Source organism: Streptomyces sp. NPDC050549 (assembly GCF_040655035.1).
Lineage (GTDB): Bacteria > Actinomycetota > Actinomycetes > Streptomycetales > Streptomycetaceae > Streptomyces.
The window spans coordinates 75,421-98,496 of record NZ_JBFAJD010000037.1 but is presented as its reverse complement, the minus strand read 5'-3'; the positions used below and the strand labels follow the sequence as shown (position 1 = coordinate 98,496).

The window sequence follows — 23,076 nt, the reverse complement described above, 5'->3', positions numbered from 1 at the left end:
CCCGATCTCCAATCAAGATCAGGTTGGTATGGATGCCACGAAGTGAGTCAGTTTTGATCCGCCGTCAGAGGGTCACCGTTCAGATGACGCCGACATCCTACGAGACTGCACTGACAGTGATCCTCGCTTCGCCTCGGCACGGAAGGTCACCGAACAGACTTACTGCGGCAGGAAACCGGGTGCCACTTGTCCGAGTGCACGCAGTCGAGACAGATACTCCTGTGCGGCGGGTTCTGAGGAGTATCGCTGCTTCATCTCGGCAGCGAGTTCCCGGCTCGTCATGATGAGCGACGGCATCGACTGACGGTCCCCTTCGAGAGCCCGCTCTCCCATGATGAGTGCCTGCTCCAAGTCGCCCTCACGCGCTGCCGTGACTCCGAGCGTGACCCGCGCTTCCGCGTTCCGCATCGGTGAGCGCTCGGTTCCGTCGAAGTCCGTTCCTGCCCTCAGCACTTCGTCGGCGAGCGTGCGCGCGAGCTTGTCCTCACCGACCAGGCGGTAGCAGTCCATCGAGTAGAAATCGAACTTGGCGGGGTCCACCACGAAGTGGTTGTCCAGGTTCTCGGGGTGCGGCATCCCTTCGAGCAGGCGCCGCCCCTTGTCGAGGGCTACCTCGACTTGCCGACGGTCTCCGAGCCGCGCCCATGCTTTGGCTTCCTGGCCTGCGAGCTGTACCGCCACGCTGTGGTGCGGCGCCACCTCACCTCCGGCCTGCGCTGCTGAGATCACGCCGCGGTAGTCGCCGGTCGTGAGCGCGAACCAGGCGCGCATCTCGTGCGCCCATCCGGCGACCTCGGGGTGGTCGGCTTCGGTCGCGAGCGAGAGCGCCGCCCGGCGCGTCGACTCGGCAGCGTGGCGGTCCCCCATGTCGTACTCGACACAGCCGACCAGAAGGGCGAGCCACCCAGAGAGCGCGAGCACCTCGCGGTGCTGGGCAAGCGTGAGGCTCTTCGTGTGGAGTTCGACGACGCGCCGCAACCACTGGCGCCCCTCGATGATGAGCTGCCCGCTCGGCATGTACGGGTACTCCGAGCACAGCCGATCGGTGGTGATCCGCAGAGCGTCGAGCGTGGCGCTGTCGACATCGGACCGGTTCAGCCGGCTCACGATCTCCAACGTCTCCATGCCGCTCGCCGCCAAAATCTCCCTGTCTCCGTCTCGCCGCGATGGCGCCGGGAAGAGCGCATGGGTCACGGTGCCGAACACGGCCGCGATGATCGGTTGATAGAAGTCGTTCGGTGTCTGGCCGGACTCCCAGCGCTTCCACTGGCGGATCATGCTGTCTTCCGCCGGCAGCTCCGTCGGAGCGTGCGCCCGTAGAGCTCTGACTGCGTCACGCTGCGACCAGTCGCGCGCCGCGCGTTCAGCCGCGATCCGTCGCGCCCATGCGGGCCTGTCGTCGGTCATGCGCCCTCCTCCGAGTACCTGCTCCGAGTCTCGCGCGCGAGCCGGGGGGACAGGGAAGGTGACAGCGGGGTGTCACCGGGCATGTCCCCTCCCCTGCTCTGCCGTCCCCGGGCTGTCACTTACCTCACAACTCCCGTTCCACGCATGCTGGTTGCAGATCACGAACCACCCGGTTCGGAGCGACTTTCGAGAGCTTCGACCCTGCCGCGAAGTTCCGAGACTTGGGAGGTGAGATGTTCGAGCCGGCGCAGCACTTCGGGAACGTCGACAACCGCGTTGGTTCCGCTGCCTTCGCCGGCCTGCTCCGGGTCGCGGGCATAGCTGCCCCGCGACGTCGTCATGATGAGCCCATCCTCACGGAGGATCGCAAGGGCCCGCTGCACTGTCATTCCCGAGATCTTGAACCGTTCGGTCAAGTCTCGCACGGAGCCCACATGCCCACCGGGCTTGATGTCGCCACGCAGGATCTCTTGCCGCAGGATGTCGGCCGCCTGCTCGGACTCTGGTCTTGGGTCGTCTTTCGAGATTTCAGCGCTCATCACGCCATCGAGCGTACCCACCCCTAGTACGACCTAGCACGAATCTCTGGCGACCTCTTGCGCCATGGTGCGTGCTAGTACATGCTGTTACGAGTTGGTACGGCAAGCCCGAAAGGGCTCAGTCGGCTGCACCCGTAAGCGCTTGACCTGCAAGACCGCACGACCAGGAGCCCCGCATCGGACGGGGGGAGGCGACCCGGCGCCTTGGCATTCACCGGAGGGCTTAGACCGAAAGGTCACGTCTCCATACGCCTACTTCGAGGCCGGACAGCTCTACCTGACACGGGAGCGCGGTCGCGATGAAGGAGACACGCACCACCTGAACTTCCGCCGCTCCGCTGCTTTGCAGCGTGAGGGGCTCTGCGGGACGGCCGCGTCTCACCACTTCACTGCCGCGGCCGTTCCGCCTGTTTGCGCACGTCGTGTCCCACTCCAACAAGCCTTTGGGGGCTTACCCATGACTGAGCGCATTTTCGACTCCGAGACCTCCGGCCCGATCGTGCTGGGACTGTCGTTGCCGGTCGGCAGCGTCCGTGTCCAGGTGTTCGAGAGCCTGATCACCGCTCGCGTAGTGCTGCACACCGTCGACAGCACGGGGCCCGCGGCCGACGCGGTCAACCGGGCTCGCATTCAGCAGAACGGGCAGGCATTCGGCATCGAGGTGCCGGAAATGCCGAACGGCGTGATTGTGCAGGGTCGTCGCGGCACCGTCATTCAGAGCGTCCGCAGCATGAACGTCGTTGGCGGCACGGTCCGGATCAACGGTCGCGTGGTCTCCGGCGGTATGGCCGACATGCCGACCGTCAGTCCGATCGAAGTCACGGTCTGCCTGCCTGCTCAGTCCTCCCTGGCGGTCGTCTCGCAGTCTGCGGACACCGAGGTCTACGGCTACGTCGACCGTATGGAGTTCCGCTCCGTCTCCGGTGACCTCGGAGTTGATGGCGTCCGTGAGCTGCGAGCCAACACCACCTCAGGGGATATCCGCGTCGGTCGGGCCACCGAGCAGATCAACGCGCACTCGGTGTCCGGCGACATCAAGGTCCGGCTGTACGACGGTCGCAGCGCCGCCCTGAACACCACCTCTGGGGATGTCGAGGTCCAGGCCACCAGCGCCGCCGCCGGGCACGTCAGCGCCCACAGCATCTCCGGCGATGTCGAGGTCTCCGGCGCCCGCCACCTGAACGTGTCCGCAGACAGCGTCTCCGGCCGCGTCCGCAACCGCTGATCGCTCTACCGCCCCGATGGTCGTACGGACCGTTCGACTCGGTCCGGGGGCGCTTTCCCCTGCCGCGCTGCGGCTCGGGTTCTTCCGGAAAAGCCGCCGTCTCACCAAACGCCTGCGGCTGCTCCGGCTCTATGTCCCTCCCACTTCAGGAGCCTTCCATGCGCACGTACATCGGCCGTCAACAGGCCGTATCCGCTGAGGACTTCGCGGAACTCGCGCTCGGTACCCCGGTTGAGCTGTGGCTCGGGGTCGAGGGCGAGAGCGACGAAGAGCGCGCGGCCCGTCTGGACGCGGCGCGCGACATCCTCGCTGAGCACCCCGAGATGCCCGACGACCTGATCCGCATCGCGGCGCAGGTCATCAAGGACAACCCGGACCTGTTCGACGTCGTCTCCCTGGTCCGCCCCGCCCGCCGGCGCGCGGCGCGCAAGGGAGTTGCGGCATGAGTGAGCTGCTGTTTGCCGCTGCGGCCGGACTGCCGATGGCGGCCGGATGGTCCCTGCACGCGCTGCGCCTACACCGCCGTATCGAGACCGCCCGGCGTGACCCGCTGACCGGCCTGTTCACCCGTGACGCGTTCGCTGAGCGCGCCCTGAAGGTGTTGGCGGGCGGTCCTAGCGCGGTCTACATCATCGACCTCAACAGGTTCAAGGAGATCAACGACACCTACGGGCACGCCGCCGGGGACGCGGTCATCGCGGCCACTGGCCGGCGGCTCGCGGAATGGGCCGACGTCAACGGGGGCATCGTGGTGCGCCTGGGGGGCGATGAGTTCGCCGCGGTCGCTCGCGTGTTCAGTCTCGCCGATCTGTCGTGGACGCTGGGCGAGTTGACGCGCGCCATCGAGCAGCCGGTCACCGTCGACGGCCGCCCGCTCACGGTCGGTGCCTCCATCGGCGCGGTGGCCTACGACCCGCGTACCGACGACGTGGACCTGTCGACGCTGTTGCGGTTGGCGGATGAGCAGATGTACGCGGCCAAGCGCTCGGGTGCCGACTGGCTTACCGCCCTGGACCTGACCCCACAGAGCGAGACGGCCAACGGCCGCCGCGCCGGCCGTGCCGGTACGCACGGCGGGACGGGGGCAGCGGCATGACCACTCCAACCCCCGCTCCCGAAGCCCCGCCGTCCGGGGTGCCGCCGCTGACGAATCCCGAGATGGGGCTTGCCGGTATCGGCGCTCTCGCCGCGGCTGGCGTCGGCGCGCTCGGTCTGATCTCCTCCTTCGACGCGGTCTCGGTTGCTGCGGCGGGTTGGGGGTTCTCCGCTCCGTGGATGCTGCCGGTCGGTATCGATGTGTCCATCCCGGTGTTCACCGTCGCCAACCTCCTTCTTATCCGGATGGACATGGCGCTGGCGTGGGTGCGGTTCGTGCCCTGGGTGCTGACGCTGATCACGTGCGGTCTGAACATCGCGGCCGGACACTCCCTGTCGGCGAAGGTCGCGCACGGCACCATGCCGCTGCTGTGGGTGGTCTTCTCCGAGATCGGCGCGCACATCTACGCCGCACGAATCGGCGCGGCCACCGGGCGGCGCATGGAAAAGATCCGGTTCTCTCGGTGGCTGCTCGCGTTCCCGTCGACGTTCGCTCTGTGGCGCCGCATGACGCTGTGGGAGGTCACCTCCTACTCGGAGGCACTGACGCGCGAGAAGGAACGGCAGTTGGCCCGTGCGGACCTGCGCGAGCGCTACGGCCGCAAGTGGCGCTCGAAGACCCCGCGGCGCGAGCGCGTGATGCTGCGCATGGGCGATCTGGCCCCTGCCTCCGAGCACGAGGCGCCCGCCGTGCCCCCGCCGGTACCTCCGGCCGACCCCAAGCCGCGCCCGCGCCGGCAGACGAACTCCAAGGCCAAGGCCAAGCCGCAACGCACCTTCGAGGAACTCCTCACCGAAGCGCGTACGGCCACCGCAGAGTGGGCCGACTCGGAGCTGACTGCGGATCGCATCCGTACTGCCGTGCACGTCTCGCAGGCCAACGCTCGCAAGCTGCGCGACCAGTTGCAGGCTGAGCGTGCCGACGGTCGCCCGCTGCACTCCGTGGCTGACTCGGAGGGCGACGGCACAGCGGCTGAGGCTGCGTGATGTACGGCAAGTGCTTCGACCCGACCGGCGCGACGTACGGACTGCCCACCTACCCGTGGCGCTACGCCCCCGACGGACTGGCCACCAAACGGCAGTTACGGGCCCGCGGCTTACGTCCCGGTGGGCAGTCGATCGCGGCACAGATCATGCGCCCGCGTTACAGGCGCGGCCCGCTGGTCGCCTACCTCTACCGCGTCGACCGCGCCAAGCCCGTCCGGCCGATGACGCCGGGCAAGCGGGCCGCGCTCGCCAAGGCGATGCGCGCCCGCCGCACCTGCCCGCAGTGCCGCACGGATGCGGGATACGTCATCCCCACCTCGCTCGGCATGTGCGTGCCCTGCGCCTATCCCGAGGAACAGCGCGCCGCGTGACCTACCAGAAGTCCAGGAACTCCCAGACAGCTTCCGCGATTCGGTTCCTGCGGCGGTGTGCCTTGCTGCAAAAACGTCGCCTTCGCCAGCGGCTTTCTGGCTGCTGCACCGGCTTGCCGCACCAATCGCACGGCCGTGTCCTGAACTCAGATTTCCCCATGCCACCCCCGTAGCACCGCCGTTCGGGGTCCGTCCGCCCACCTCCTACAGCGACGGCCGGACCCCGCTCTGCCTCCCATTGGAAGGAACCTTCAGTGAAGCACCCCGACGACGAGAACGAACTCTTCCACCGCCTCGAAGCCGACATGGCGGCCGACTCCGGGGGAGAGGTAGTCGACCTCGATAAGGCACGGTCGGCCCGCGACCAGTCGGCCGACTCCGACCCGACCCCGTCGGCCGACGACATCATCCACGTGACCGACTCCAACAACACCCGCGACCTCGACGCGTTCCGCGACCTGGACGCGCGCCACAAGGAGTCGGCCGACCCCGACCCGACCGCCCGCATGGTCGTCGACCAGCCGACCGTCAAAGCGGCCGGTCCGGGCTACCTCGGTCGGCTGCTCGCCGCACAGCGCCGTCCGGTCGTTCCGCTGTGGCTGAAGTCCGTGGCGGAACTGAAGACCGCCGCGGCGTGGGTGGCCCGGCACTATGCCCACTCGGTCGGCTACCACGCGCTTCGCTCCCCGGTCTACGCCGCTCGCCTGACTCTCCAAGCCCCTTCCGGTGCCGCAAAGTTCGTCGGCGGCACGATGCGGTGGGCGGCCGACCGTGAAGGCGAGCCGGTCCGACTCGCCGCGGTCCGGCGCGAGGACGCTGCCGAGTACCTGAAGTTGTCGCGGCAGCGCGACGGACGGGTCCGACTGCGCGCCCTCGTGACCGTGCTCGCCATGTTCACCGGGCTCGGTGCCGCGCTCGCCCTGTACGTGCTCGCCCCCGACTGGCTTCAGGCGGTATCGGTGGGCGCGGTCGTCATGGCGCTCGGGGTCGCCGGCCGCAAGGCGGACGCCCCGGTCATCCACCGCGCGGTGGAACTGCCCAAGGCAGTCAAGCTCACCTCAGACATCGTGCTGCGGTCGCTCGGCTCGCTCGGCATCCCCGCCATCAACCAGGCGCAGGGCAAGGGGCGCGACGGGTTCGAGTTCACCGCCCCGATCACTCGCGACGGTCCGGGATGGCGTGCGGAGGGCAACCTCCCGTACGGCGTCACGGTCACGGACATCATCGAGCGGCGCGAGCGGCTCGCTTCTGGTCTGCGCCGCCCGCTGGGCTGCGTGTGGCCGGAGGCAGTGCCCGACCAGCACACCGGGCACCTGGTGCTGTGGGTAGGGGATCAGGACATGTCCAAGGCCAAGAAGCCTGCGTGGCCGCTGCTGAAGTCGGGCAGTACGGATCTGTTCAAGCCGGTCGCGTTCGGCACTGACCAGCGCGGACGCTGGGTCGAGATCACCCTCATGTACATCGCGGCCGTCATCGGCGCGATTCCGCGCATGGGCAAGACCTTCCTGCTCCGCCTGCTGCTGCTCATTGCCGCGTTGGACCCGCGGGCGGAACTGCACACGTACGACCTCAAGGGCACTGGCGACCTGGACCCGGTTGGCGAGCGCGTCGCTCACCGCCACCGCGCCGGCGACGAAGAGGGGGACATCGAGTACGCGTTGCGCGACCTGCGCGCGCTGCGCGACGAACTGCGGCGCAGGGCAAAGGTGATCCGTTCGCTGCCGCGGGACATCTGCCCCGAGTCCAAGGTGACGTCCGAACTGGCCAACAAGAAGTCGTTGGGGCTGCACCCGATCGTGGTCGGGGTGGATGAGTGCCAGGTCTGGTTCGAGCACGAGAAGTACGGCAAGGAACTCGAAGAGATCTGCACTGACCTGGTCAAACGAGGTCCTGCTACCGGGATCGTGCTGCTGCTCGCTACGCAGCGGCCGGACGCGAAGGCGCTGCCCACGGGCATTTCCGCCAACGCGTCGGCTCGGTTCTGCCTGAAGGTCATGGGGCAGTTGGAGAACGACATGGTTCTGGGCACGTCCGCGTACAAGCGGGGCGTGCGCGCCACCATGTTCTCTTGGGGCGACAAGGGCATTCACTACTTCGTGGGCGAAGGCTCGGATGCCCGGATCGTCGGCTCGGTGTACGTGGACGCGCCCAACGCGGAGAGTATCGCCGCACGCGCCCGCAAGCTGCGCGAAGCCGCCGGCACCCTGTCCGGGCACGCGCTCGGGGAAGAGCCGGAGACGGACGCGAGCACGTCGTACGACCTGCTCGCCGACATCCTCGCGGTCATCCCTGCCGATGAACCCAAGGTGTGGTCCGAGACCGTCGTGTCCCGGCTCGCCGAACTGCGGCCGGAGGTCTACGACGGTTGGGACCCCGAAGCGCTCGCCGCAGCTCTGAAGCCGAACGGCATTGCCACCGTCCAGGTGGGCCGCCGGATCGAAGGCAAGTTCACCAACAAGCGAGGCGTCGACCGCTCTCACATCACGGCTGCGGTTGCGGAGCGTGACGAGAAGCGGGACGCGGGCTGACTGTCCGGGGCCGCTATCGATAGCAGCACACCCCGCTATCGATAGCGGCTCCGCTAGCACCCCAAACCTGCTCCGATCAGGCCGCTAGCGGATAGCGGCCCACCTGCGGAAACCCCTGAAACCCGCCTGGAAGGGCCCGTGATGACCCCTGCCCTGCTCGCTATCACTCTCATGCTTGGCGTGACACTGTGTTACGTCGCTGTGTGTGCCGCCTCCCCGTTCGGCAACTGCCGCAAGTGCAGCGGATGGGGCTTCCGGATGAAGACCGACCGCAAGGGCCGCATGAAGCGCGGGAAGGACTGCCGCCGCTGCAAGGCGACCGGCAAGCGCATACGCGTCGGCCGCTGGCTCTACAACCGCTGGGCCCGCGTCTACCGCGCCGGCACCGACGGACCCCGTCCGGGGGCCACCCGATGATTCTCACCTTCTCGGCGGTGCTGCTGTTCGGTATCGCCGCCTTCGTCGCCGTCAAGACCAAGGCGACCGGCGCGGGCGCCGCGGTGGTCCTGTTCCTCTTCGGTTTCTTCACCGCCGGGACCGGTGCTGACGGCCCGGTCCGTGACCTGGTCCGGGCGTTCGCTCGCTTCCTTGCATCGCTCGGCACCTGACAGGAGGACCCGTCGTGAACGAACCCTTCAAGCCCCTCGTACCCGGCCACCTTGAGGCGACCGTGGAAGTCCACCGGCCCATCCCGCTCGCCCCCGTGCCGTCCTCACCGCTCGTGCCCATGCACCCGGGCGCGATCCCGTCAGTGACGAGCATCGTCCTACCGGACGGCCGCGTCGTCACCGGCTACTCCCTCGAACCCGCCAAGCCCGAACCCTTCGCGGGTAAGCCGCCCGTCTCCCGCGCGGCGGTGAACATCGCCCTCGGAGGCATCGGGTTCGGCGCTGTCTGCGGCGGTCTGTTCCTGCTCACCGCGTTCATCACCGCGCTGACAGCGCTCATCACCCAGCTCGTCACTCTCGCCGCCGTCATCTTCGGTGGCTGGGTCGCCGTGCAGGTCTTCAGCGCGAGCGGCCACAGCGGCGGCAACACGTTCCACATCCGCAAGGCCGTCTTCAAGCGCAACCAATTCCGCGGCTAGCTACGCCCGAGGCGGGCGCCGTCTCACCACAAGCCTGCGCCCGCCCCGGTTCTCCTGTCCCTCCAACAGAACAAGGAGACCCCCAGCATGACCCAACGTCGTGCAATCGGCGAGGGCCATCCGGCCCGCGCCACCCAGATGAGGCGCGGTCGGCCTTGGCCGCGCATGTTGGCGCTGTGCGCCGGCTACGGCGGACTCGAAACGGCGATCCGTGCCGGGATCGGCGGCCAGGTCGCCGCGTTCGCGGAAAACGACCCGCACGCCGCGGCCGTGTTCGCCGTGCACCACCCCGGGGTGCCCAACCTCGGAGACATCACCGCCGTCGACTGGCGGCGCGTCCGTGACCTGTACACCCCCGACGTCATCGGCGCGGGATTCCCGTGCCGCAACATCTCCAACGCTGGACGAAGGGACGGGATCAATGGCCAGTGGTCTCGGGTCTGGAAAAACGTTGCTGAAGCTGTGGGCGAGCTTCGACCGCGCCTCGTCTTCCTGGAAAACGTGGCGGCGCTCCGCTCACGGGGGCTGGACGTCGTCGCCGCGGACCTGGCCGCGCTCGGGTATGACGCGCGGTGGACATGTCTACGAGCTGGTGACCCCGAAATCGGCGCCCCGCACCCGCGGGATCGCTGGTTCGCAGTTGCCTATCCCGCTGATGCCGACCCCGACCACGGCGGACGGCACTGGCGGACCCGGCACCTCACCGAAACGACAGGGTGGGATGAACCTGCGCACCGCGGTCACGAAACTGCCGGTACCCCCACAGGGGTGAACCTGTTCCCCACGCCCACAGCGGCCGATTCGAGGGGGACTGCGAATTTCAGGGCCGACGGAACACCGTACGGAAACGGATACGGGAGCACCCTGACGGACGCCGTACGCAGCCTGCTCGGCAGGAACGCGCGCCCGCTGAACGAGGTGGTCGTCAACCTGCTGCCCACCCCGAAGGCGTCGGACGGTCCGCACGGCGGTCCGAACCAGCGCGACACGTCGGGCAGGTACTACCTGCCCGGCCAGGCCGTACGGCTCGATGACCGATGGGTGGCCAGTGACGGCACCGACTACGGGCCCGCCATCCGTAGGTGGGAGCACGTCATCGGCCGTGCGGCACCGTGCCCGACCGAGCCCGGCACGCGCGGCAACCGCCGCTTGTCGCCAGCGTTCGCGGAATGGCTCATGGGTCTGCCCGCTGGTTGGGTCACGGCCGTTGACGGCATCCCGCGCAAGGAACAACTGAAGATCCTTGGCAATGGCGTAGTGCCGCAACAGGCCTACCACGCTTACGCCTTGCTCCTCGATGCGCATGTAGCTGTTCGCCTCGAAGGAAGGGCCGCAGCATGAACCGTCACCTCCTCTACGCCGCACTGGACGCTGCCGAGCGAGGATGGGCAGTCCTGCCTCTTCGCCCCGGTGACAAGCGCCCCGCCCTACACGGTGAAGACGTCTGCCCCGGCATCGGAGACTGCGCCGGCGGTCACCGCAAGTGGGAAGAACGCGCCACGATCGACCCGGACCGCATCCGCCGGGCATGGGGCGACCTCCCGTTCAACGTCGGCATTGCGACCGGCCCGTCCGGGCTGGTCGTTGTCGACCTCGACATGCCCAAGCGCAAGTGCAGTACGGACACGCCTAACGGCGTGACGACCTTCACGGCGCTCTGCGAGCGCGCCGGGTATGCCGTCCCCACCACGCGTACGGTGCGGACCGCGGGCGGTGGGGTCCACCTGTACTTCGCGGCGCCGCCCGGTGTCCGGCTCGGCAACACGGCTGGACGGCTCGGTAAGCGCATCGACACCCGGGGATGGGGCGGCTACGTCGTTGCGCCCGGCAGCATCACCAGCGCGGGCGCGTACGCGATCGTCAACGACGTGCCGCCCGCGCCCTTGCCGGATTGGCTGTGCGCCCGCCTGACGGTCCGTCAGTCTTCGCGGGCACTCACGGCTGCACCGTCGGCTGTACGAGCCTCTCGCTACGCGGCAGCGGGCCTGAATGCGGAAACCGCGAGCGTTCGCACGGCACCGGAGGGCGAGCGCAACGCCACGTTGCTCCGGGCGGCGCGAGCCTTGGGGCGGTTCATCGCGTCGGGCGACCTTCCCAGGGAGCAGGTTGAAGAGGCTCTTCAGTGGGCGGGGGAGCAGGCCGGTCTCTCGCCGCGATCGTGTGAGGCGACCATTCGCAGCGGTCTGAACTGGTCGATTGCTCGAAACCAGCACCGGAGGGCGGCATGAGCGCCCCCTCTCGCCCCCTCCTGAAGAGCCTCCCCGGTCCCCACTCCGGCCCGCGCGCCGCCGCACAAGCCGCGCTCGGTCCGGCCGTGGGCGAGCCGACAGGCGCCGCCCGCAAGGGCGTCCGCACTGCTGTTGGCCCTGACTCGCAGCAGGGAGACGGACGGTACCCGGTCGCATGGCTGCGCATCTCCGCACCCGGCCGCGCCGTACCGACCGCCACCTCGAAGTGCCTGTGCGGCAGGGACCGCAGCGCCGTCGGTCACACGAAGGTGCTCGCCCTGATCGACGACCACAGCGCACACCGCGACGTATGCCCGCTCCGCACCAACCAGGAAGGGAGGCAGGCGGCATGAGCGCCAACTCGCCGGCACCCGTCATGGACGGCTCCGCACTGCTCGATGAAGTAGAAGCCTTCCACCGACGCTTCAACATCTTCCCGCTCGAAGCCGCGTACGTCGCCGTGACGCTGTGGGACGCGCACGCGCACCTGCTCGACTGCTTCGACTCCACACCGCGACTCGCGTTCCTGTCGCCGGAGCCGGGGTCGGGCAAGTCCCGCGCTCTGGAGATCGTGGAAACCCTCGTGCCGCAACCGATGGTCGCGGTCAACGCATCCGCGTCCGCGCTGTTCCGTGCGGTGTCCGGGATGGAGGGACGGCCGACGATCCTGTTCGACGAGATCGATACGGTCTTCGGGCCCAAGGCCGGAGAGAACGAACAGCTCCGGGGCTTTCTGAACGCAGGCCACCGACGCTCCGGCGTCATGTGGCGCTGTGTGGGCGACGGCTCCAATCAGCAGGTACAGGAGTTCCCGTCGTTCTGCGGGGTCGCGGTCGCCGGGCTCGGCTCGCTGCCCGACACGATCCTGACTCGCTCGGTCATCGTCCGCATGCGGCGCCGCGCACCGAACGAGCAGGTCGAACCCTTCCGGCAGCGCATCCACGAGAAGGAAGGACACGAACTGCGCGACCGGCTCGCCAATTGGGCACAGTCCATCCGCCACCTGGTCGACGGAGTGTTCCCGGAGCTGCCGGACGGCATCAGCGACCGGCCCGCGGACGTATGGGAGCCCCTGCTCGCGGTGGCCGACGCGGCGGGCGGCACGTGGCCGGAGCGGGCCCGCGCTGCGTGCATCGAGCTGGTGAACGCAGCCAAGACCAGCGACAAGGGCAGCGTCGGAATTCGCCTGTTGATCGACCTGCGCGACTACGTGCTCAACGGCATCGACCGCCTGCCCACCGTCGCCATCCTCGACAGGCTGCACAGCCTCGAAGAGGCGCCGTGGGCGGACATGAGCGGCAAGCCGCTTGATGCCCGCGGCCTCTCACGGATGCTGCGCGAGTACATGACCGCGGACAACTCGCCGATCGCGGCCCGCAACATCAAGGCCGGCGGAAGCGTCATGAAGGGCTATTACGCGTCCGATCTTCACGACGCGTGGCAGCGGTACTGCCCTCCCCCCGCGGAAAGTGCGCTACTTCCGCTACCTCCGCTACCGGGCAGGTCAGAAGCCTAAAACCGGTAGCGGATCGGTACTCCGCATCCGCTACCGCGCCGCCCGTCCGCTACCCGCCCCGCGGCCACGATCCCGGGGCCGGTAGCGGCTCCATCCGCTACCGCTACCCATATCCGCTACCACGATCATGCCCCTGAACAGGGCGGTAGCGGAGGTAGCGGAAGTAGCGGACCTGACAGGAAGGGGGCCACCGCCCCTGACTCCCTGCCGAGGAGGCACCGCCGCATGAGCACCGCCGTTGCGTCTGCTGAACAAGTCCTCTACCGGCCCGAAGAGGCCGCGATAGTTCTCCGGATCGGCCGCTCGATGGTCTACGAGGAGATACGGCTCGGAAGACTCCAGACCGTTCGCATCGGTCGACGTCGACTCGTGCCGCCTGACTACATCGCGGAGTACGTCGAACTTCTCAAGCGCGAGGCAAGAGCCACCGCCTGAACTCCCAACCACACACCACAACAGGGCCGCGTCCTCCCGGGGCGCGGCCCTGTCCTATGGAGGCGCAACGCAGCATGACTGAGACCCCGAAACGCGCCACCAAGGCGGGACACGGTGCGGACACGATCTATTGGGACCCCGCGAAGAAGAGCTTTGTGGGCGCCGTTTCTTTGGGGCACGCCCCGAACGGCAAGCGCCGTCGACCGAAGGTGTACGGCAAGACGAAGACCGAAGTCCGCAACAAGATCCGGGACTTGAAAAAGGAGGTACAGACCGGCGTCAAGGCGCCGGCCAACTACACCGTGGCGGACGCGGTGAACGACTGGTTGGAGCGCGGACTCAAGGGGCGCGACGAGAAGGGCACCATCGGCAAGAACCGCTCGATGGCGAACAAGCACCTGATCCCGTTCATCGGCAAGGCCAAGCTGAAGGAACTCAGCGCGGACGACGTCGACGACTGGTTGGACGACAGGGCCGAGTTCCTCGCGACGCGAAGCCTGCGTGACCTGCTCGCCATCCTGCGCCGGTCCACCGCGCACGCTCAGCGCCGGGACAAGGCAGCGCGCAACGTCGCTCTTCTCGTCACCGCACCGGAAGGGCGCCCCGGTCGACCGAGTAAGGCACTGAACTTGGACGAGGCGAAAGCCGTCCTCATTGCGGCACGCCCGTCACGGCTGTACGCGTACCTCGTGCTCTCGCTGCTCAGCGGCGTTCGCACGGAAGAGGCGCGGCCCCTCACTTGGGATCACGTCTTCCTTGAGACGAAGGGCGACATCCCGGCGCACGTCGCGGTGTGGCGCTCGGTGCGCAAGCACGGGGAGACAAAGACCAGGAAGAGCCGGCGGACCATCGCTCTCCCGAAGCAGGTGGTCGACGTGCTCGAAGAGCACCGGAGGTGGCAGAAGCAGGAACGAGCGTCGAAGGGGAAGGAGTGGGACCCGACCGGCCGCGTCTTCACGACCCGGAGCGGCGAGCCGCTCGATGCCGCCAACGTCCGGCGCGACTTCAAGGCCATCGTGAAGAAGGCGGGGATGAAGCCGGAGTGGACCCCGCGGGAACTCCGGCACAGCTTCGTGTCCCTGCTCTCGGATCACGGCATCCCGTTGGAGCGGATCGCGCTGTTGGTCGGTCACAGCAGCCAGACGACGACAGAAGCGGTCTACCGCAAGCAGCTCCGGCCTGTGATCACGCAGGGGGCTGAAGCCATGGACCTGATCTTCGCTGAAGATCAGGAAGAGGGGAGCACGGGGGACCAGGCCGAGGGCGACGCGGTGGCCTGACTCAATCCCTTTGGCCCCCTGTTTGGCCCCCCGGGCATGAAAGAGGCCCATTCGCGATCAAGCGAATGGGCCTCTGACCTGCTGTCGGGGTGGCGGGATTTGAACCCACGACCTCTTCGTCCCGAACGAAGCGCGCTGCCAAGCTGCGCTACACCCCGATGTCGCCGCTCATCTTGCCGGTGTTGCTGCTCATCGCGGCGACATCGTTTACTTTAGCCCACCGGTGGCTGGAGACGAAATCCGGCTTTGGCGCGGTGGCGGATCGGGTTGGGGCGGGCGTGGTCGAGGGCCACGAGGAGGACGGAGAGGGCGTAGAAGGCGAGGCCGAGGAGAAGGGCGTTGCCGAGGACGCTCTTGTAACCGTGGTGCTCGACGTCCAGGAACGTGTAGAGGTAGCGGCCCGGTGTGCCGGGGAGGATCAGTTCGCCCCGGGCCAGATACACAGCCAGGTACGTCAGCGGATACAGCAGCCACGTCGCCGCCATCCGCAGGTGCAGCCGGCCGGGTGCGGTGAGCAGCAGCCAGTCGAGTACCGCCGCGATCGGTGTCACCGTGTGCAGGATCTGGTTCGTGACCGCCTGCCAGCCTGTGGGGGCCGTCGTCCCGCCCGTCATGGCGAACGGGGTCGACGCGTGCGCCAGGATCAGGTGGTACACCAGGCCGGTGATCGTGATGTAGAGGAGTGCCGCGCCCGTCACCAGGGCGGAGAGGGGGCGGCGGGCCGTCCACGCCCGGCGGGCGGTGGCGAGCATCACCAGGGCCAGCAGGATGTTGCTCTGGATCGTGAAGTAGGTCAGGACCCTGATCGGGCTGCCGAGGAACAGGTCGGCGGCCACCGCCGCCGCTGCCACCAGTGCGACCAGCAGTCGGTACACGGCCGCCGCCGGGCGACGGTACGGAGCCACCACCGCGGTGGCGGGAACGGGTGAGGCGAACAGCGCGGGCATGCCGGGTACCGCGGGGAGGTCCGGGATGTCCCTGGGTATCGGAGCGGTCATGCCCTCACGCTAGACAGAGGGGACGAACCGGGCGATACGGGTGGGCCGCACGAGCTACGCGGGCCGGCCGAGCCGCACGGCCCGCGAGCCCCCCGGCGGCGCGACGGTATATCGCCTGCCTACTCCCGCCCCACCAACGTCATCAACGTGGCCTCCGGCGGACAAGCGAACCGCACCGGTGTGTACCGGCTGGTCCCGCACCCCGCCGACACGTGCAGGTACGACGTCCGGCCCTCCGCCGTATGCGTGGAGAGGCCCTTCACGCGGTCGGTGTCGAGGTCGCAGTTGGTCACCAGGGCGCCGTAGAACGGGATGCAGAGCTGGCCGCCGTGTGTGTGGCCGCCGAGGATCAGGGGGTAGCCGTCGGCCGCGAACGCGTCCAGGGCCCGGAGGTACGGCGCGTGCACGACGGCCATCGAGAAGTCGGCGTCGTCAGACGGGCCGCCCGCCACGCGCTCGTACCGGTCGCGCTTGATGTGCGGGTCGTCGAGGCCGGTCAGTTCCACCGACGCGCCCTCGATCTTCAGCGTGCCGCGCGTGTTGGTGAGGTTGAGCCAGCCTCCCGCGTCGAAGCCGTCCCGCAGGTCCTCCCACGGGTTGTGGACGGCTCCCACGATGGGCGGGTTGCCGTTCAGACCGTGGCGGCCCGCGGTCTTTTCGAACAAGTACCGGGCGGGGTTGCGGAGGGTGGGGCCGTAGTAGTCGTTCGAGCCGAAGACGTATGCGCCCGGGAACTCCATCAGCGGGCCGAGCGCGTCCAGGACCTCGGGGACGCCCTCGAGGTCGGAGAGGTTGTCGCCGGTGTTGATCACGAAGTCGGGGCGCAGGCCCGCGAGCGAGCGCAGCCAGCGCTGCTTCTTGCGCTGGCCGCCGACCATGTGGATGTCGGAGACCTGGAGGACTCTGAGCGGGCGCATCCCGGCGGGCAGGACCGGGACCGTGACCCGGCGCAGTCTGAAGGAGCGGGCCTCGAAGCCCGCCGCGTAGACCAGACCGGCGGCGCCGGCCGCCGCAATTCCCAGGGGTACTCCGTATCGCGCGCGCATGCCTCCATCGTGTCAGACCCCGCTGACACGCCTGACACCCCGTCGGCCGGGACCCGGTAAATCGGCGGGCGGAGCCGGTCGCGCACCTGCGAGAATCAGACGTATGACCACCACGCTCAAGTCGAAGCTGCAGGAAGACCTCAACACCGCGATCAAGGCGCACGACAAGCTGCGTTCCTCCACGCTCCGGCTGACGCTCGCCGCGATCACCAAGGAGGAGGTCGCGGGCAAGGAGAAGCGCGAGCTCTCCGACGACGAGGTCCTCAAGGTGATCACCAAGGAGGCGAAGAAGCGCCGCGAGGCCGCGGACGCCTTCGCGCAGGGTGGTCGCCCGGAGCAGGCCGCGCAGGAGAAGGCGGAGGGCGAGGTCCTCGCCGAGTACCTGCCCAAGCAGCTCGGCGACGAGGAACTGACCGCGATCGTCTCCCAGGCCGTCGAGGAGGCGAAGGCGGCCGGCGCCGAGGGCCCGCGCGCCATGGGCGCCGTGATGAAGATCGTGAACCCGAAGGTGGCCGGACTGGCCGAGGGCGGTCGCGTCGCCGCCGTGGTGAAGAAGCTGCTCGCCGGCTGACCCGCGAACGTGTTTCTACGACGACGGGGGCGCCCCCTCCACAGGGGGCGCCCCCGTCGTCATGGACGCGGAGCCTGAACGGCCGACGGCCGCGGGAGGTGTCCGGGCTATCCCCCGTTGCCGCCGTTTCCGTTTCCGTTGTTGCCGCCGTTCGTCGTGCCCTGGATGAAGCCGTCCGGGAAGGAGAACGTCGGGGTGGGGGTGGTGCCTCCGTCGGTCGTACCGCCGTTGGTGTTGCCCCCGTTGGTGTTCCCGCCGTTGTCGTTGTTCTTGCCGTCGTTGTTGCCCTTGTCCTTGACGGGGTCGGGGATGTTGACGAGCTGGAAGTTCTCGACCTGCTTGCCCTCCAGGGCGCCGGTCATGGCGTCCTTCCAGATCGGGCCGGGGGTGTCGGCGCCGTAGACCTCGGCGTGGTAGACGCCGCCGATGCGGATGTTGGTCATCTCGACGTTCTGCTTGGCGCTGCCGACCCAGACCGCGCCCGCGAGCTGGGGCGTGTAGCCGACGAACCAGGCGTTCTTGCGGGAGTCCGTCGTACCCGTCTTGCCGGCGCTCTGGCGGTCGGTGAGGCCGGCCTCCTGGCCGGTGCCGGAGTCGACCACGCCGCGCAGCACGGTGTTGATGGTGTCGGCGGTCTTCTTGCTCATCGCCCGCGAGCAGGTGGACTTGGGGACGGCGAGCGACTTCTGCTCGTTGCCCACCTTCTGGGTGATGGACTCGATGGCGATGGGAGTGCAGTACGTGCCCTCGTTGGCGAAGGCCGCGTACGCGGAGGCCATCGTCAGCGGCGAGAGGCCCTTGGAGCCGAGCGCGATGGCCGGGACCTCGGGGATCTTGTCGCCGTTGCCCTGCACGACCCCGAGCTTGTTGGTCATGCTCACCACGGGGCACAGACCGATGTCGGAGATCATCTGCACGAAGTAGGTGTTGACCGACTTGGCCATTGCCTCCTTCAGCGCGTACGGACCCTTCTCCGACTCGCTCTCGTTCTCCACCGTCGCGCCGTCCGTGTTGACCCAGTTCTTGCCGCTGCAGGTCGAGACGGGGCTCGGGTAGTCCATCGAGTACGGCGCCGGGTACTGCTGGGTGGCCGGCAGGCCCTGCTCCAGCGCGGCCGCCGCCACGAACGGCTTGAACGTCGAACCGGTCGGGAAGCCGAAGTTCGAGCCGCCCATGTCGGCGTTGACCGAGTAGTTGTACTCGGTCTCGTTCTTGCCGTAGCCGTACGGCTTCGACTGGCCCATCCCGAGGATCTTGCCGGTGCCGGGCTCGACGAGGGTGGCCGCCGCGGCGACCTTGTCCGACTTGTAGATGTGGTCCTTGAGCGAGGCCTGCACCGAGTCCTGGGCCTGCGGGTCCAGGGTCGTGCGGATCGTGAGGCCGCCCTGGTTCCAGATCTTCGCCCGGGCCTCCTTGGTCTTGCCGAAGACCGGGTCGCTCAGGAAGACCTTCTCGACGTACTTGCAGAAGAAGCTGGCGCCCTTGACCGCGGTGATGCAGCCGTTCTTCGGCTGGCTGACCTTGAGGCCGAGGTCGGTCTTCTCGGCCGCCAGGGCCTCCGCCTTGGAGATGTCACCGACCTCGGCCATGCGGGCCAGCACGGTGTTGCGGCGCTTCTTGGCCTCGGCCTCGTCGTTGATCGGGTCGTAGCGCGTGGGTGACTGGACGATGCCCGCCAGCAGCGCCGACTGCTGGAGGTTCAGGTCCTTGGCGTGCTTGGAGAAGTAGCGCTCGGACGCGGCCTCGACGCCGTAGGCCTGCTCTCCGAAGAAGGTGATGTTCAGGTAGTTCTCGAGGATCTTCTTCTTGCCGAGCTTTTCCTCGATCTGGATCGCGTACTTCAGCTCGCGGACCTTGCGGCCCAGCGTCTGCTGGGTGGCCTCGGCAACCTTCGTCGGGTCGTCGCCGGCCTCCTCGATGAAGTAGTTCTTCACCAGCTGCTGCGTGAGCGTGGAGGCGCCCTGGGAGACGCCACCGCTCTGCGCGTTCTTGTTCAGGGCGCGCAGGACGCCCTTGAGGTCGATCGCGCCGTGCTGGTAGAAGCGCGAGTCCTCGATCGCGACGATCGCCTTCTGCATGTACGGCGAGATGTCCTTGAGCTCCACCACCGTGCGGTCACGGGAGTAGACCGTGGCGAGCTGGTTGCCCTTGCTGTCCAGGATCGTGGTGCGCTGGCTCAGCTGAGGGCTCTTCAGGTTGTCCGGGATGTCGTCGAAGCCCTGGACCGAGCCCTTGGCCGCGAGCCCCAGCGCTCCGGCCGCGGGCAACGCGATTCCGGCCATGACGGCACCGGCGAGCACACTGACACCGAGGAACTTGGTGGCCTGCTGCAGAGGGGACAGACCACCACCCGAGCGCTTTTTTGGCATGGGGGCAGCCTAATCCCTCACCCAGGGCGTCCCGGGGGAGCGGGTGGGTCTCGGGATGTTCGGGTGCGGGATCGTGACATCCATGGGCAAGTGCCTTGTCGTAGGCAGGGCGTCAAGGGCTCTACGACCGCGCAGTGAACGGCGGACTCGTCCCGGGAACATGACGGCGCGGCAATAGGAGCCGTCTACGTTCTCATTCGCCGGACAGGTGTATAGGCCTTGGCCTAAGCTGCTCTCAACTGTCACAGCAGAGCGGTCACGTATCAATACGTCCGGCGACCCCGAATCGTTCCGGTCGTTTCCTGTTTTTTTGTGGGAGGCGTGTCCGAATCCGCCTCCTGTGTCACCTGGCGTCCGTTGTGACGCAAGGCAACTGTCCCGGTCTGCCGGGAAAGTCACGTATGTCGCGGGCTCACTCCCCCGGGTGATCTGCCGCTTACCCATAGTCCGTTCGGGCCATTCAAGATTGGGCCCGAAGGGGGTGTTGCGCTGTGCCCACCTTCCGTAACGTCCTCAACTGGCGGCGGTGAATATGCCGCTGCCGCCGTGGGGGAGCCTCGATTCGGGAGAGGACGGCGCCGGTATGGGCTGGGTAACCGACTGGAGTGCGCAGGCGGCCTGCCGCACTACCGATCCGGATGAACTGTTCGTTCAAGGAGCAGCGCAGAACAGGGCGAAGGCAGTGTGCACCGGATGTCCGGTACGCACGGAGTGCCTCGCCGATGCGCTCGACAACCGCGTCGAATTCGGCGTGTGGGGAGGAATGACGGAGCGGGAGCGCCGCGCACTGCTGCGCAGGCGGCCCACTGTCACTTCATGGCGCCGGCTACTGGAGACCGCGCGCATCGAGTACGAGCGAGGGGTCGGCATCATCCCCCTCGACGACGACGAGATCTACGAGAACTACGCGGCGGTGGGCTGACCCCCACCGGTCCCCTCGGGGCCGACCTCGGGCGATCCCCGGGGGTACGTGCCCGGAGGTCCGCGTCAGACCTTCGTCTCGGGCAGCTCCGGCCGACCGGCCGCGAGCCGGTTCCCGATGTCCCGCAGCCCCGCGAGGTCGTGCACATCGCCGGGCAGCGCGGCCACTTCGGCGACGGCCACCTCGGGGTGGCGCGCGGTGAAGCGGTCACGTGTGCGCTGCTCGCGGGAGAGCAGCCGCATCCGGTCGGCATGCAGCCTGAGCAGGTCTGCGGTGAGTCGGTCGACGGATGGCTCGTCGTCGGGTCGCTTGTCGGCGGGGCGCTCGTCGTCCGTGGCGGCGGGGGAGCCTTCGTCACGAGCTGCTGCCCGGGAACCGGGAGATCCTGTACCGGGAGATCCGGTACCGGAAGATTCTGAACTGCCGTACGTGTCGGGAGAGTTACGAAGTCCAGCTTTCCCGCCCACCTGATCGACAATGCGGGACTCCTCAAGATTTTCCGCCGCGGCGAGTGCCCGCTCGGCCGACAGCCGGGCGGCTCCGCTGCCGTGCACCCGGTTGAGCACCAGACCGGCCAGCGGCATGTCCTCGGCCGCCAGCCGCTCCACGAAGTACGCGGCCTCGCGCAGCGCGTCCTGTTCCGGGGCCGCGACCACCAGGAACGCCGTCCCGGGTGCCTGCAGCAGCTTGTACGTCGCGTCCGCGCGGGTGCGGAACCCGCCGAATGTGGTGTCCATCGCGGCGACGAACGTCTGGATGTCCTTGAGCAGTTGACCGCCGAGCAGCTTGCCGAGGGTGCCGGTCATCATCGACATGCCGACGTTCAGGAACTTCATCCCGGCCCGGCCGCCCAGCTTCGCCGGCGCGGTCAGCAGCCGGATCAGCTTGCCGTCCAGGAACGAGCCGAGACGTTTCGGCGCGTCCAGGAAGTCCAGGGCCGAGCGAGACGGAGGGGTGTCCACCACGATCAGGTCCCAGTCGTGCTGGGCGCGCAACTGGCCCAGCTTCTCCATCGCCATGTACTCCTGCGTGCCCGCGAAGCCCGCCGAGAGCGACTGGTAGAAGGGGTTGTTCAGGATCGCGGCGGCCCGCTCGCGGTCCGCGTGCGCCTCGACGATCTCGTCGAAGGTGCGCTTCATGTCGAGCATCATGGCGTGCAGTTCGCCGTCCCCGTCGACGTCCTTCACCCGCCTCGGGGTGTTGTCGAGCGAGTCGATGCCCATGGACTGGGCGAGCCGGCGGGCCGGATCGATGGTCAGGACGACGACTCTGCGGCCCCGCTCGGCGGCCCGCAGTCCGAGCGCCGCCGCGGTGGTCGTCTTGCCGACCCCGCCCGAGCCGCAGCACACCACGATGCGGGTCTCCGGGTCGTCGAGCAGCGGGTCGACGTCGAGCACGCGCGCGGGGGACAGCCGACGGCCGCCGTCGGGCCCCTGCTCCTGGTCCGGGCTCATGACATCCCCTGCTTCCGCAGCTCGGTGGCGAGTTCGTACAGGCCCGCCAGGTCCAAGCCCTCGGCGAGCAGGGGCAGTTCGTGCAGCGGCAGGTCCAGCGCGCCCAGCACGGCCCGCTGCTCGTGCTCCAGGGCGTACCGCGCGGCGTACTCCTCCGCCTGCGCGAGCAGCGGATCCACCAGCTTCTCGGCGTTGCCGCCGCGCCGCGCCCCGCCGAGCCCGGCGGCCGACAGGGACTGCGCGACGGCGGTGCGCGGCAGGGCCCGTACGAGATCCAGCTCGGCCGCGTCCAGTACCTCGGGCCGCACCATGTTCACGATGATCCGGCCCACCGGCAGCCGCGCCGCCCGGAGCTCGGCGATGCCGTCGGCGGTCTCCTGGACGGGCATCTCCTCCAGGAGCGTCACCAGGTGCACCTCCGTCTGCGGGGACTTCAGGACCCGCATCACGGCCTGCGCCTGATTGTGTATCGGGCCGATCTTCGCGAGCCCGGCAACCTCGTCGTTGACGTTCAGGAAGCGGGTGATGCGGCCGGTCGGCGGGGCGTCCATCACGACGTGGTCGTAGGCGAACCGCCCGCTCTTGTGCTTGCGCCGCACTGCCTCGCACGCCTTGCCGGTCAGGAGTACGTCCCGGAGGCCGGGCGCGACCGTGGTGGCGAAGTCGATCGCGCCGAGTTTCTTCAGGGCGCGGCCCGCGCCGCCGAGTTTGTAGAACATCTGGAGGTAGTCCAGAAGGGCCAGTTCGGGGTCGATGGCCAGCGCGTACACCTCCCCGCCCCCGGGAGCGACGGCGATTTTCCGTTCCTCATAGGGCAGCGTCTCCGTCTCGAAGAGCTGCGCGATGCCCTGGCGACCCTCGACCTCGACGAGAAGCGTCCGCTTCCCCTCGGTGGCCAGGGCCAGCGCGAGGGCCGCGGCCACCGTGGTCTTGCCGGTACCGCCCTTGCCACTGACGACCTGGAGCCTGCTCACGTCTTCGAGCCTAACCAGTCCGCGCCCGAACCAAGCAGGAGGCT

24 protein-coding genes and 1 tRNA gene are annotated in these 23,076 nt (G+C 68.3%); 17 read left to right on the top strand and 8 right to left on the bottom strand.

The window, feature by feature from the left end:
- Window positions 1–159: 159 nt before the first annotated feature.
- On the bottom strand, window positions 160–1,407 hold the full coding sequence (locus tag AB0I51_RS37830; RefSeq protein WP_362982915.1) for an XRE family transcriptional regulator: 1,248 nt from the start codon (window positions 1,405–1,407) through the stop codon (window positions 160–162).
- A 158-nt stretch (window positions 1,408–1,565) separates the two neighbouring features.
- The gene (locus AB0I51_RS37825) at window positions 1,566–1,946 is read right to left on the bottom strand and encodes a GntR family transcriptional regulator (RefSeq protein WP_362982918.1); all 381 of its coding nucleotides are present in this window, start codon (window positions 1,944–1,946) and stop codon (window positions 1,566–1,568) included.
- Window positions 1,947–2,445: 499 nt separating this feature from the next.
- Here AB0I51_RS37825 and AB0I51_RS37820 point away from each other — a divergent pair, with 499 nt between their 5' ends.
- From AB0I51_RS37820 to AB0I51_RS37750, 15 genes are all read left to right on the top strand, one after another.
- Window positions 2,446–3,171: a DUF4097 family beta strand repeat-containing protein gene (locus tag AB0I51_RS37820; protein WP_362982914.1), complete on the top strand. Its 726-nt coding sequence runs from the start codon at window positions 2,446–2,448 to the stop codon at window positions 3,169–3,171.
- Window positions 3,172–3,329: 158 nt separating this feature from the next.
- On the top strand, window positions 3,330–3,617 hold the full coding sequence (locus tag AB0I51_RS37815; RefSeq protein WP_362982913.1) for a hypothetical protein: 288 nt from the start codon (window positions 3,330–3,332) through the stop codon (window positions 3,615–3,617).
- A complete protein-coding gene (locus tag AB0I51_RS37810) occupies window positions 3,614–4,267 on the top strand; it encodes a GGDEF domain-containing protein (protein ID WP_362982912.1) in 654 nt (217 codons plus the stop codon). Before AB0I51_RS37815 ends, AB0I51_RS37810 begins: the two co-directional genes overlap by 4 nt.
- Window positions 4,264–5,253, top strand: a complete 990-nt coding sequence (locus AB0I51_RS37805; RefSeq protein WP_362982911.1) for a DUF2637 domain-containing protein — start codon at window positions 4,264–4,266, stop codon at window positions 5,251–5,253. The genes AB0I51_RS37810 and AB0I51_RS37805 overlap by 4 nt, the downstream gene beginning before the upstream one ends.
- Complete coding sequence (locus tag AB0I51_RS37800; RefSeq protein WP_362982917.1) at window positions 5,253–5,624, top strand: RRQRL motif-containing zinc-binding protein; 372 nt, start codon at window positions 5,253–5,255, stop codon at window positions 5,622–5,624. The genes AB0I51_RS37805 and AB0I51_RS37800 overlap by 1 nt, the downstream gene beginning before the upstream one ends.
- Window positions 5,625–5,878: 254 nt before the next feature.
- Window positions 5,879–8,152: a cell division protein FtsK gene (locus AB0I51_RS37795; RefSeq protein ID WP_362982910.1), complete on the top strand. Its 2,274-nt coding sequence runs from the start codon at window positions 5,879–5,881 to the stop codon at window positions 8,150–8,152.
- A 141-nt stretch (window positions 8,153–8,293) separates the two neighbouring features.
- On the top strand, window positions 8,294–8,569 hold the full coding sequence (locus AB0I51_RS37790) for a hypothetical protein (RefSeq protein ID WP_362982909.1): 276 nt from the start codon (window positions 8,294–8,296) through the stop codon (window positions 8,567–8,569).
- Entirely contained in the window at window positions 8,566–8,760 is a 195-nt protein-coding gene (locus tag AB0I51_RS37785; RefSeq protein WP_086748407.1) for a hypothetical protein, read from the top strand. Before AB0I51_RS37790 ends, AB0I51_RS37785 begins: the two co-directional genes overlap by 4 nt.
- Window positions 8,761–8,774: 14 nt before the next feature.
- Window positions 8,775–9,239 (top strand): hypothetical protein, encoded by a 465-nt coding sequence (locus AB0I51_RS37780; RefSeq protein WP_362982908.1) that lies wholly within the window; start codon window positions 8,775–8,777, stop codon window positions 9,237–9,239.
- An 87-nt stretch (window positions 9,240–9,326) separates the two neighbouring features.
- A complete protein-coding gene (locus tag AB0I51_RS37775; protein WP_362982907.1) occupies window positions 9,327–10,580 on the top strand; it encodes a DNA cytosine methyltransferase in 1,254 nt (417 codons plus the stop codon).
- Complete coding sequence (locus tag AB0I51_RS37770) at window positions 10,577–11,467, top strand: bifunctional DNA primase/polymerase (protein WP_362982906.1); 891 nt, start codon at window positions 10,577–10,579, stop codon at window positions 11,465–11,467. Before AB0I51_RS37775 ends, AB0I51_RS37770 begins: the two co-directional genes overlap by 4 nt.
- Window positions 11,464–11,820: a hypothetical protein gene (locus tag AB0I51_RS37765; RefSeq protein ID WP_362982905.1), complete on the top strand. Its 357-nt coding sequence runs from the start codon at window positions 11,464–11,466 to the stop codon at window positions 11,818–11,820. Before AB0I51_RS37770 ends, AB0I51_RS37765 begins: the two co-directional genes overlap by 4 nt.
- Window positions 11,817–12,983, top strand: coding sequence for a DUF3631 domain-containing protein (locus AB0I51_RS37760; RefSeq protein WP_362982904.1), 1,167 nt, complete (start codon window positions 11,817–11,819; stop codon window positions 12,981–12,983). The genes AB0I51_RS37765 and AB0I51_RS37760 overlap by 4 nt, the downstream gene beginning before the upstream one ends.
- A gap of 225 nt (window positions 12,984–13,208) precedes the next feature.
- Entirely contained in the window at window positions 13,209–13,418 is a 210-nt protein-coding gene (locus AB0I51_RS37755) for a helix-turn-helix domain-containing protein (RefSeq protein WP_362982903.1), read from the top strand.
- 74 nt (window positions 13,419–13,492) lie between these two features.
- Window positions 13,493–14,698, top strand: a complete 1,206-nt coding sequence (locus AB0I51_RS37750; RefSeq protein WP_362982916.1) for a site-specific integrase — start codon at window positions 13,493–13,495, stop codon at window positions 14,696–14,698.
- Window positions 14,699–14,782: 84 nt separating this feature from the next.
- Here the strand turns inward: AB0I51_RS37750 and AB0I51_RS37745 are convergent.
- The 3 genes from AB0I51_RS37745 to AB0I51_RS37735 all read right to left on the bottom strand — a co-directional run bounded on the left by AB0I51_RS37745 (window position 14,783) and on the right by AB0I51_RS37735 (window position 16,742).
- Window positions 14,783–14,856, bottom strand: a tRNA-Pro gene (locus AB0I51_RS37745).
- 54 nt (window positions 14,857–14,910) lie between these two features.
- Window positions 14,911–15,696, bottom strand: a complete 786-nt coding sequence (locus AB0I51_RS37740) for a Pr6Pr family membrane protein (RefSeq protein ID WP_362982902.1) — start codon at window positions 15,694–15,696, stop codon at window positions 14,911–14,913.
- Between the two features lie 119 nt (window positions 15,697–15,815).
- Entirely contained in the window at window positions 15,816–16,742 is a 927-nt protein-coding gene (locus tag AB0I51_RS37735) for a metallophosphoesterase (protein WP_362982901.1), read from the bottom strand.
- Window positions 16,743–16,845: 103 nt separating this feature from the next.
- Between AB0I51_RS37735 and AB0I51_RS37730 the strand changes: the two genes are divergently transcribed.
- Window positions 16,846–17,313, top strand: a complete 468-nt coding sequence (locus AB0I51_RS37730; RefSeq protein WP_019070304.1) for a GatB/YqeY domain-containing protein — start codon at window positions 16,846–16,848, stop codon at window positions 17,311–17,313.
- A gap of 107 nt (window positions 17,314–17,420) precedes the next feature.
- Here AB0I51_RS37730 and AB0I51_RS37725 read toward each other — a convergent pair whose 3' ends face one another.
- Window positions 17,421–19,682, bottom strand: a complete 2,262-nt coding sequence (locus AB0I51_RS37725; protein WP_362982900.1) for a transglycosylase domain-containing protein — start codon at window positions 19,680–19,682, stop codon at window positions 17,421–17,423.
- A 583-nt stretch (window positions 19,683–20,265) separates the two neighbouring features.
- On the opposite strand from AB0I51_RS37725, the gene wblA reads away from it, so the two are divergent.
- Complete coding sequence (gene wblA, locus AB0I51_RS37720; RefSeq protein ID WP_019063745.1) at window positions 20,266–20,604, top strand: transcriptional regulator WblA; 339 nt, start codon at window positions 20,266–20,268, stop codon at window positions 20,602–20,604.
- Window positions 20,605–20,669: 65 nt separating this feature from the next.
- Here wblA and AB0I51_RS37715 read toward each other — a convergent pair whose 3' ends face one another.
- Window positions 20,670–22,058 (bottom strand): ArsA family ATPase, encoded by a 1,389-nt coding sequence (locus tag AB0I51_RS37715; RefSeq protein ID WP_362982899.1) that lies wholly within the window; start codon window positions 22,056–22,058, stop codon window positions 20,670–20,672.
- Entirely contained in the window at window positions 22,055–23,032 is a 978-nt protein-coding gene (locus AB0I51_RS37710) for an ArsA-related P-loop ATPase (protein WP_362982898.1), read from the bottom strand. The genes AB0I51_RS37715 and AB0I51_RS37710 overlap by 4 nt, the downstream gene beginning before the upstream one ends.
- Window positions 23,033–23,076: the final 44 nt, after the last annotated feature.

What these genes read in the sequence shown, in the direction of transcription:
- AB0I51_RS37785 (WP_086748407.1), top strand. Translation starts at nt 8,566, where the DNA reads ATGATTCTCACCTTCTCGGCGGTGCTGCTGTTCGGTATCGCCGCCTTC.
- AB0I51_RS37805 (WP_362982911.1), top strand. Translation starts at nt 4,264, where the DNA reads ATGACCACTCCAACCCCCGCTCCCGAAGCCCCGCCGTCCGGGGTGCCG.
- AB0I51_RS37750 (WP_362982916.1), top strand. Translation starts at nt 13,493, where the DNA reads ATGACTGAGACCCCGAAACGCGCCACCAAGGCGGGACACGGTGCGGAC.
- AB0I51_RS37775 (WP_362982907.1), top strand. Translation starts at nt 9,327, where the DNA reads ATGACCCAACGTCGTGCAATCGGCGAGGGCCATCCGGCCCGCGCCACC.
- AB0I51_RS37715 (WP_362982899.1), bottom strand. Translation starts at nt 22,058, where the DNA reads ATGAGCCCGGACCAGGAGCAGGGGCCCGACGGCGGCCGTCGGCTGTCC.
- AB0I51_RS37760 (WP_362982904.1), top strand. Translation starts at nt 11,817, where the DNA reads ATGAGCGCCAACTCGCCGGCACCCGTCATGGACGGCTCCGCACTGCTC.
- AB0I51_RS37765 (WP_362982905.1), top strand. Translation starts at nt 11,464, where the DNA reads ATGAGCGCCCCCTCTCGCCCCCTCCTGAAGAGCCTCCCCGGTCCCCAC.
- AB0I51_RS37800 (WP_362982917.1), top strand. Translation starts at nt 5,253, where the DNA reads ATGTACGGCAAGTGCTTCGACCCGACCGGCGCGACGTACGGACTGCCC.
- AB0I51_RS37815 (WP_362982913.1), top strand. Translation starts at nt 3,330, where the DNA reads ATGCGCACGTACATCGGCCGTCAACAGGCCGTATCCGCTGAGGACTTC.
- AB0I51_RS37725 (WP_362982900.1), bottom strand. Translation starts at nt 19,682, where the DNA reads ATGCCAAAAAAGCGCTCGGGTGGTGGTCTGTCCCCTCTGCAGCAGGCC.
- wblA (WP_019063745.1), top strand. Translation starts at nt 20,266, where the DNA reads ATGGGCTGGGTAACCGACTGGAGTGCGCAGGCGGCCTGCCGCACTACC.
- AB0I51_RS37810 (WP_362982912.1), top strand. Translation starts at nt 3,614, where the DNA reads ATGAGTGAGCTGCTGTTTGCCGCTGCGGCCGGACTGCCGATGGCGGCC.
- AB0I51_RS37830 (WP_362982915.1), bottom strand. Translation starts at nt 1,407, where the DNA reads ATGACCGACGACAGGCCCGCATGGGCGCGACGGATCGCGGCTGAACGC.
- AB0I51_RS37825 (WP_362982918.1), bottom strand. Translation starts at nt 1,946, where the DNA reads ATGAGCGCTGAAATCTCGAAAGACGACCCAAGACCAGAGTCCGAGCAG.
- AB0I51_RS37735 (WP_362982901.1), bottom strand. Translation starts at nt 16,742, where the DNA reads ATGCGCGCGCGATACGGAGTACCCCTGGGAATTGCGGCGGCCGGCGCC.
- AB0I51_RS37755 (WP_362982903.1), top strand. Translation starts at nt 13,209, where the DNA reads ATGAGCACCGCCGTTGCGTCTGCTGAACAAGTCCTCTACCGGCCCGAA.
- AB0I51_RS37770 (WP_362982906.1), top strand. Translation starts at nt 10,577, where the DNA reads ATGAACCGTCACCTCCTCTACGCCGCACTGGACGCTGCCGAGCGAGGA.
- AB0I51_RS37730 (WP_019070304.1), top strand. Translation starts at nt 16,846, where the DNA reads ATGACCACCACGCTCAAGTCGAAGCTGCAGGAAGACCTCAACACCGCG.
- AB0I51_RS37740 (WP_362982902.1), bottom strand. Translation starts at nt 15,696, where the DNA reads ATGACCGCTCCGATACCCAGGGACATCCCGGACCTCCCCGCGGTACCC.
- AB0I51_RS37790 (WP_362982909.1), top strand. Translation starts at nt 8,294, where the DNA reads ATGACCCCTGCCCTGCTCGCTATCACTCTCATGCTTGGCGTGACACTG.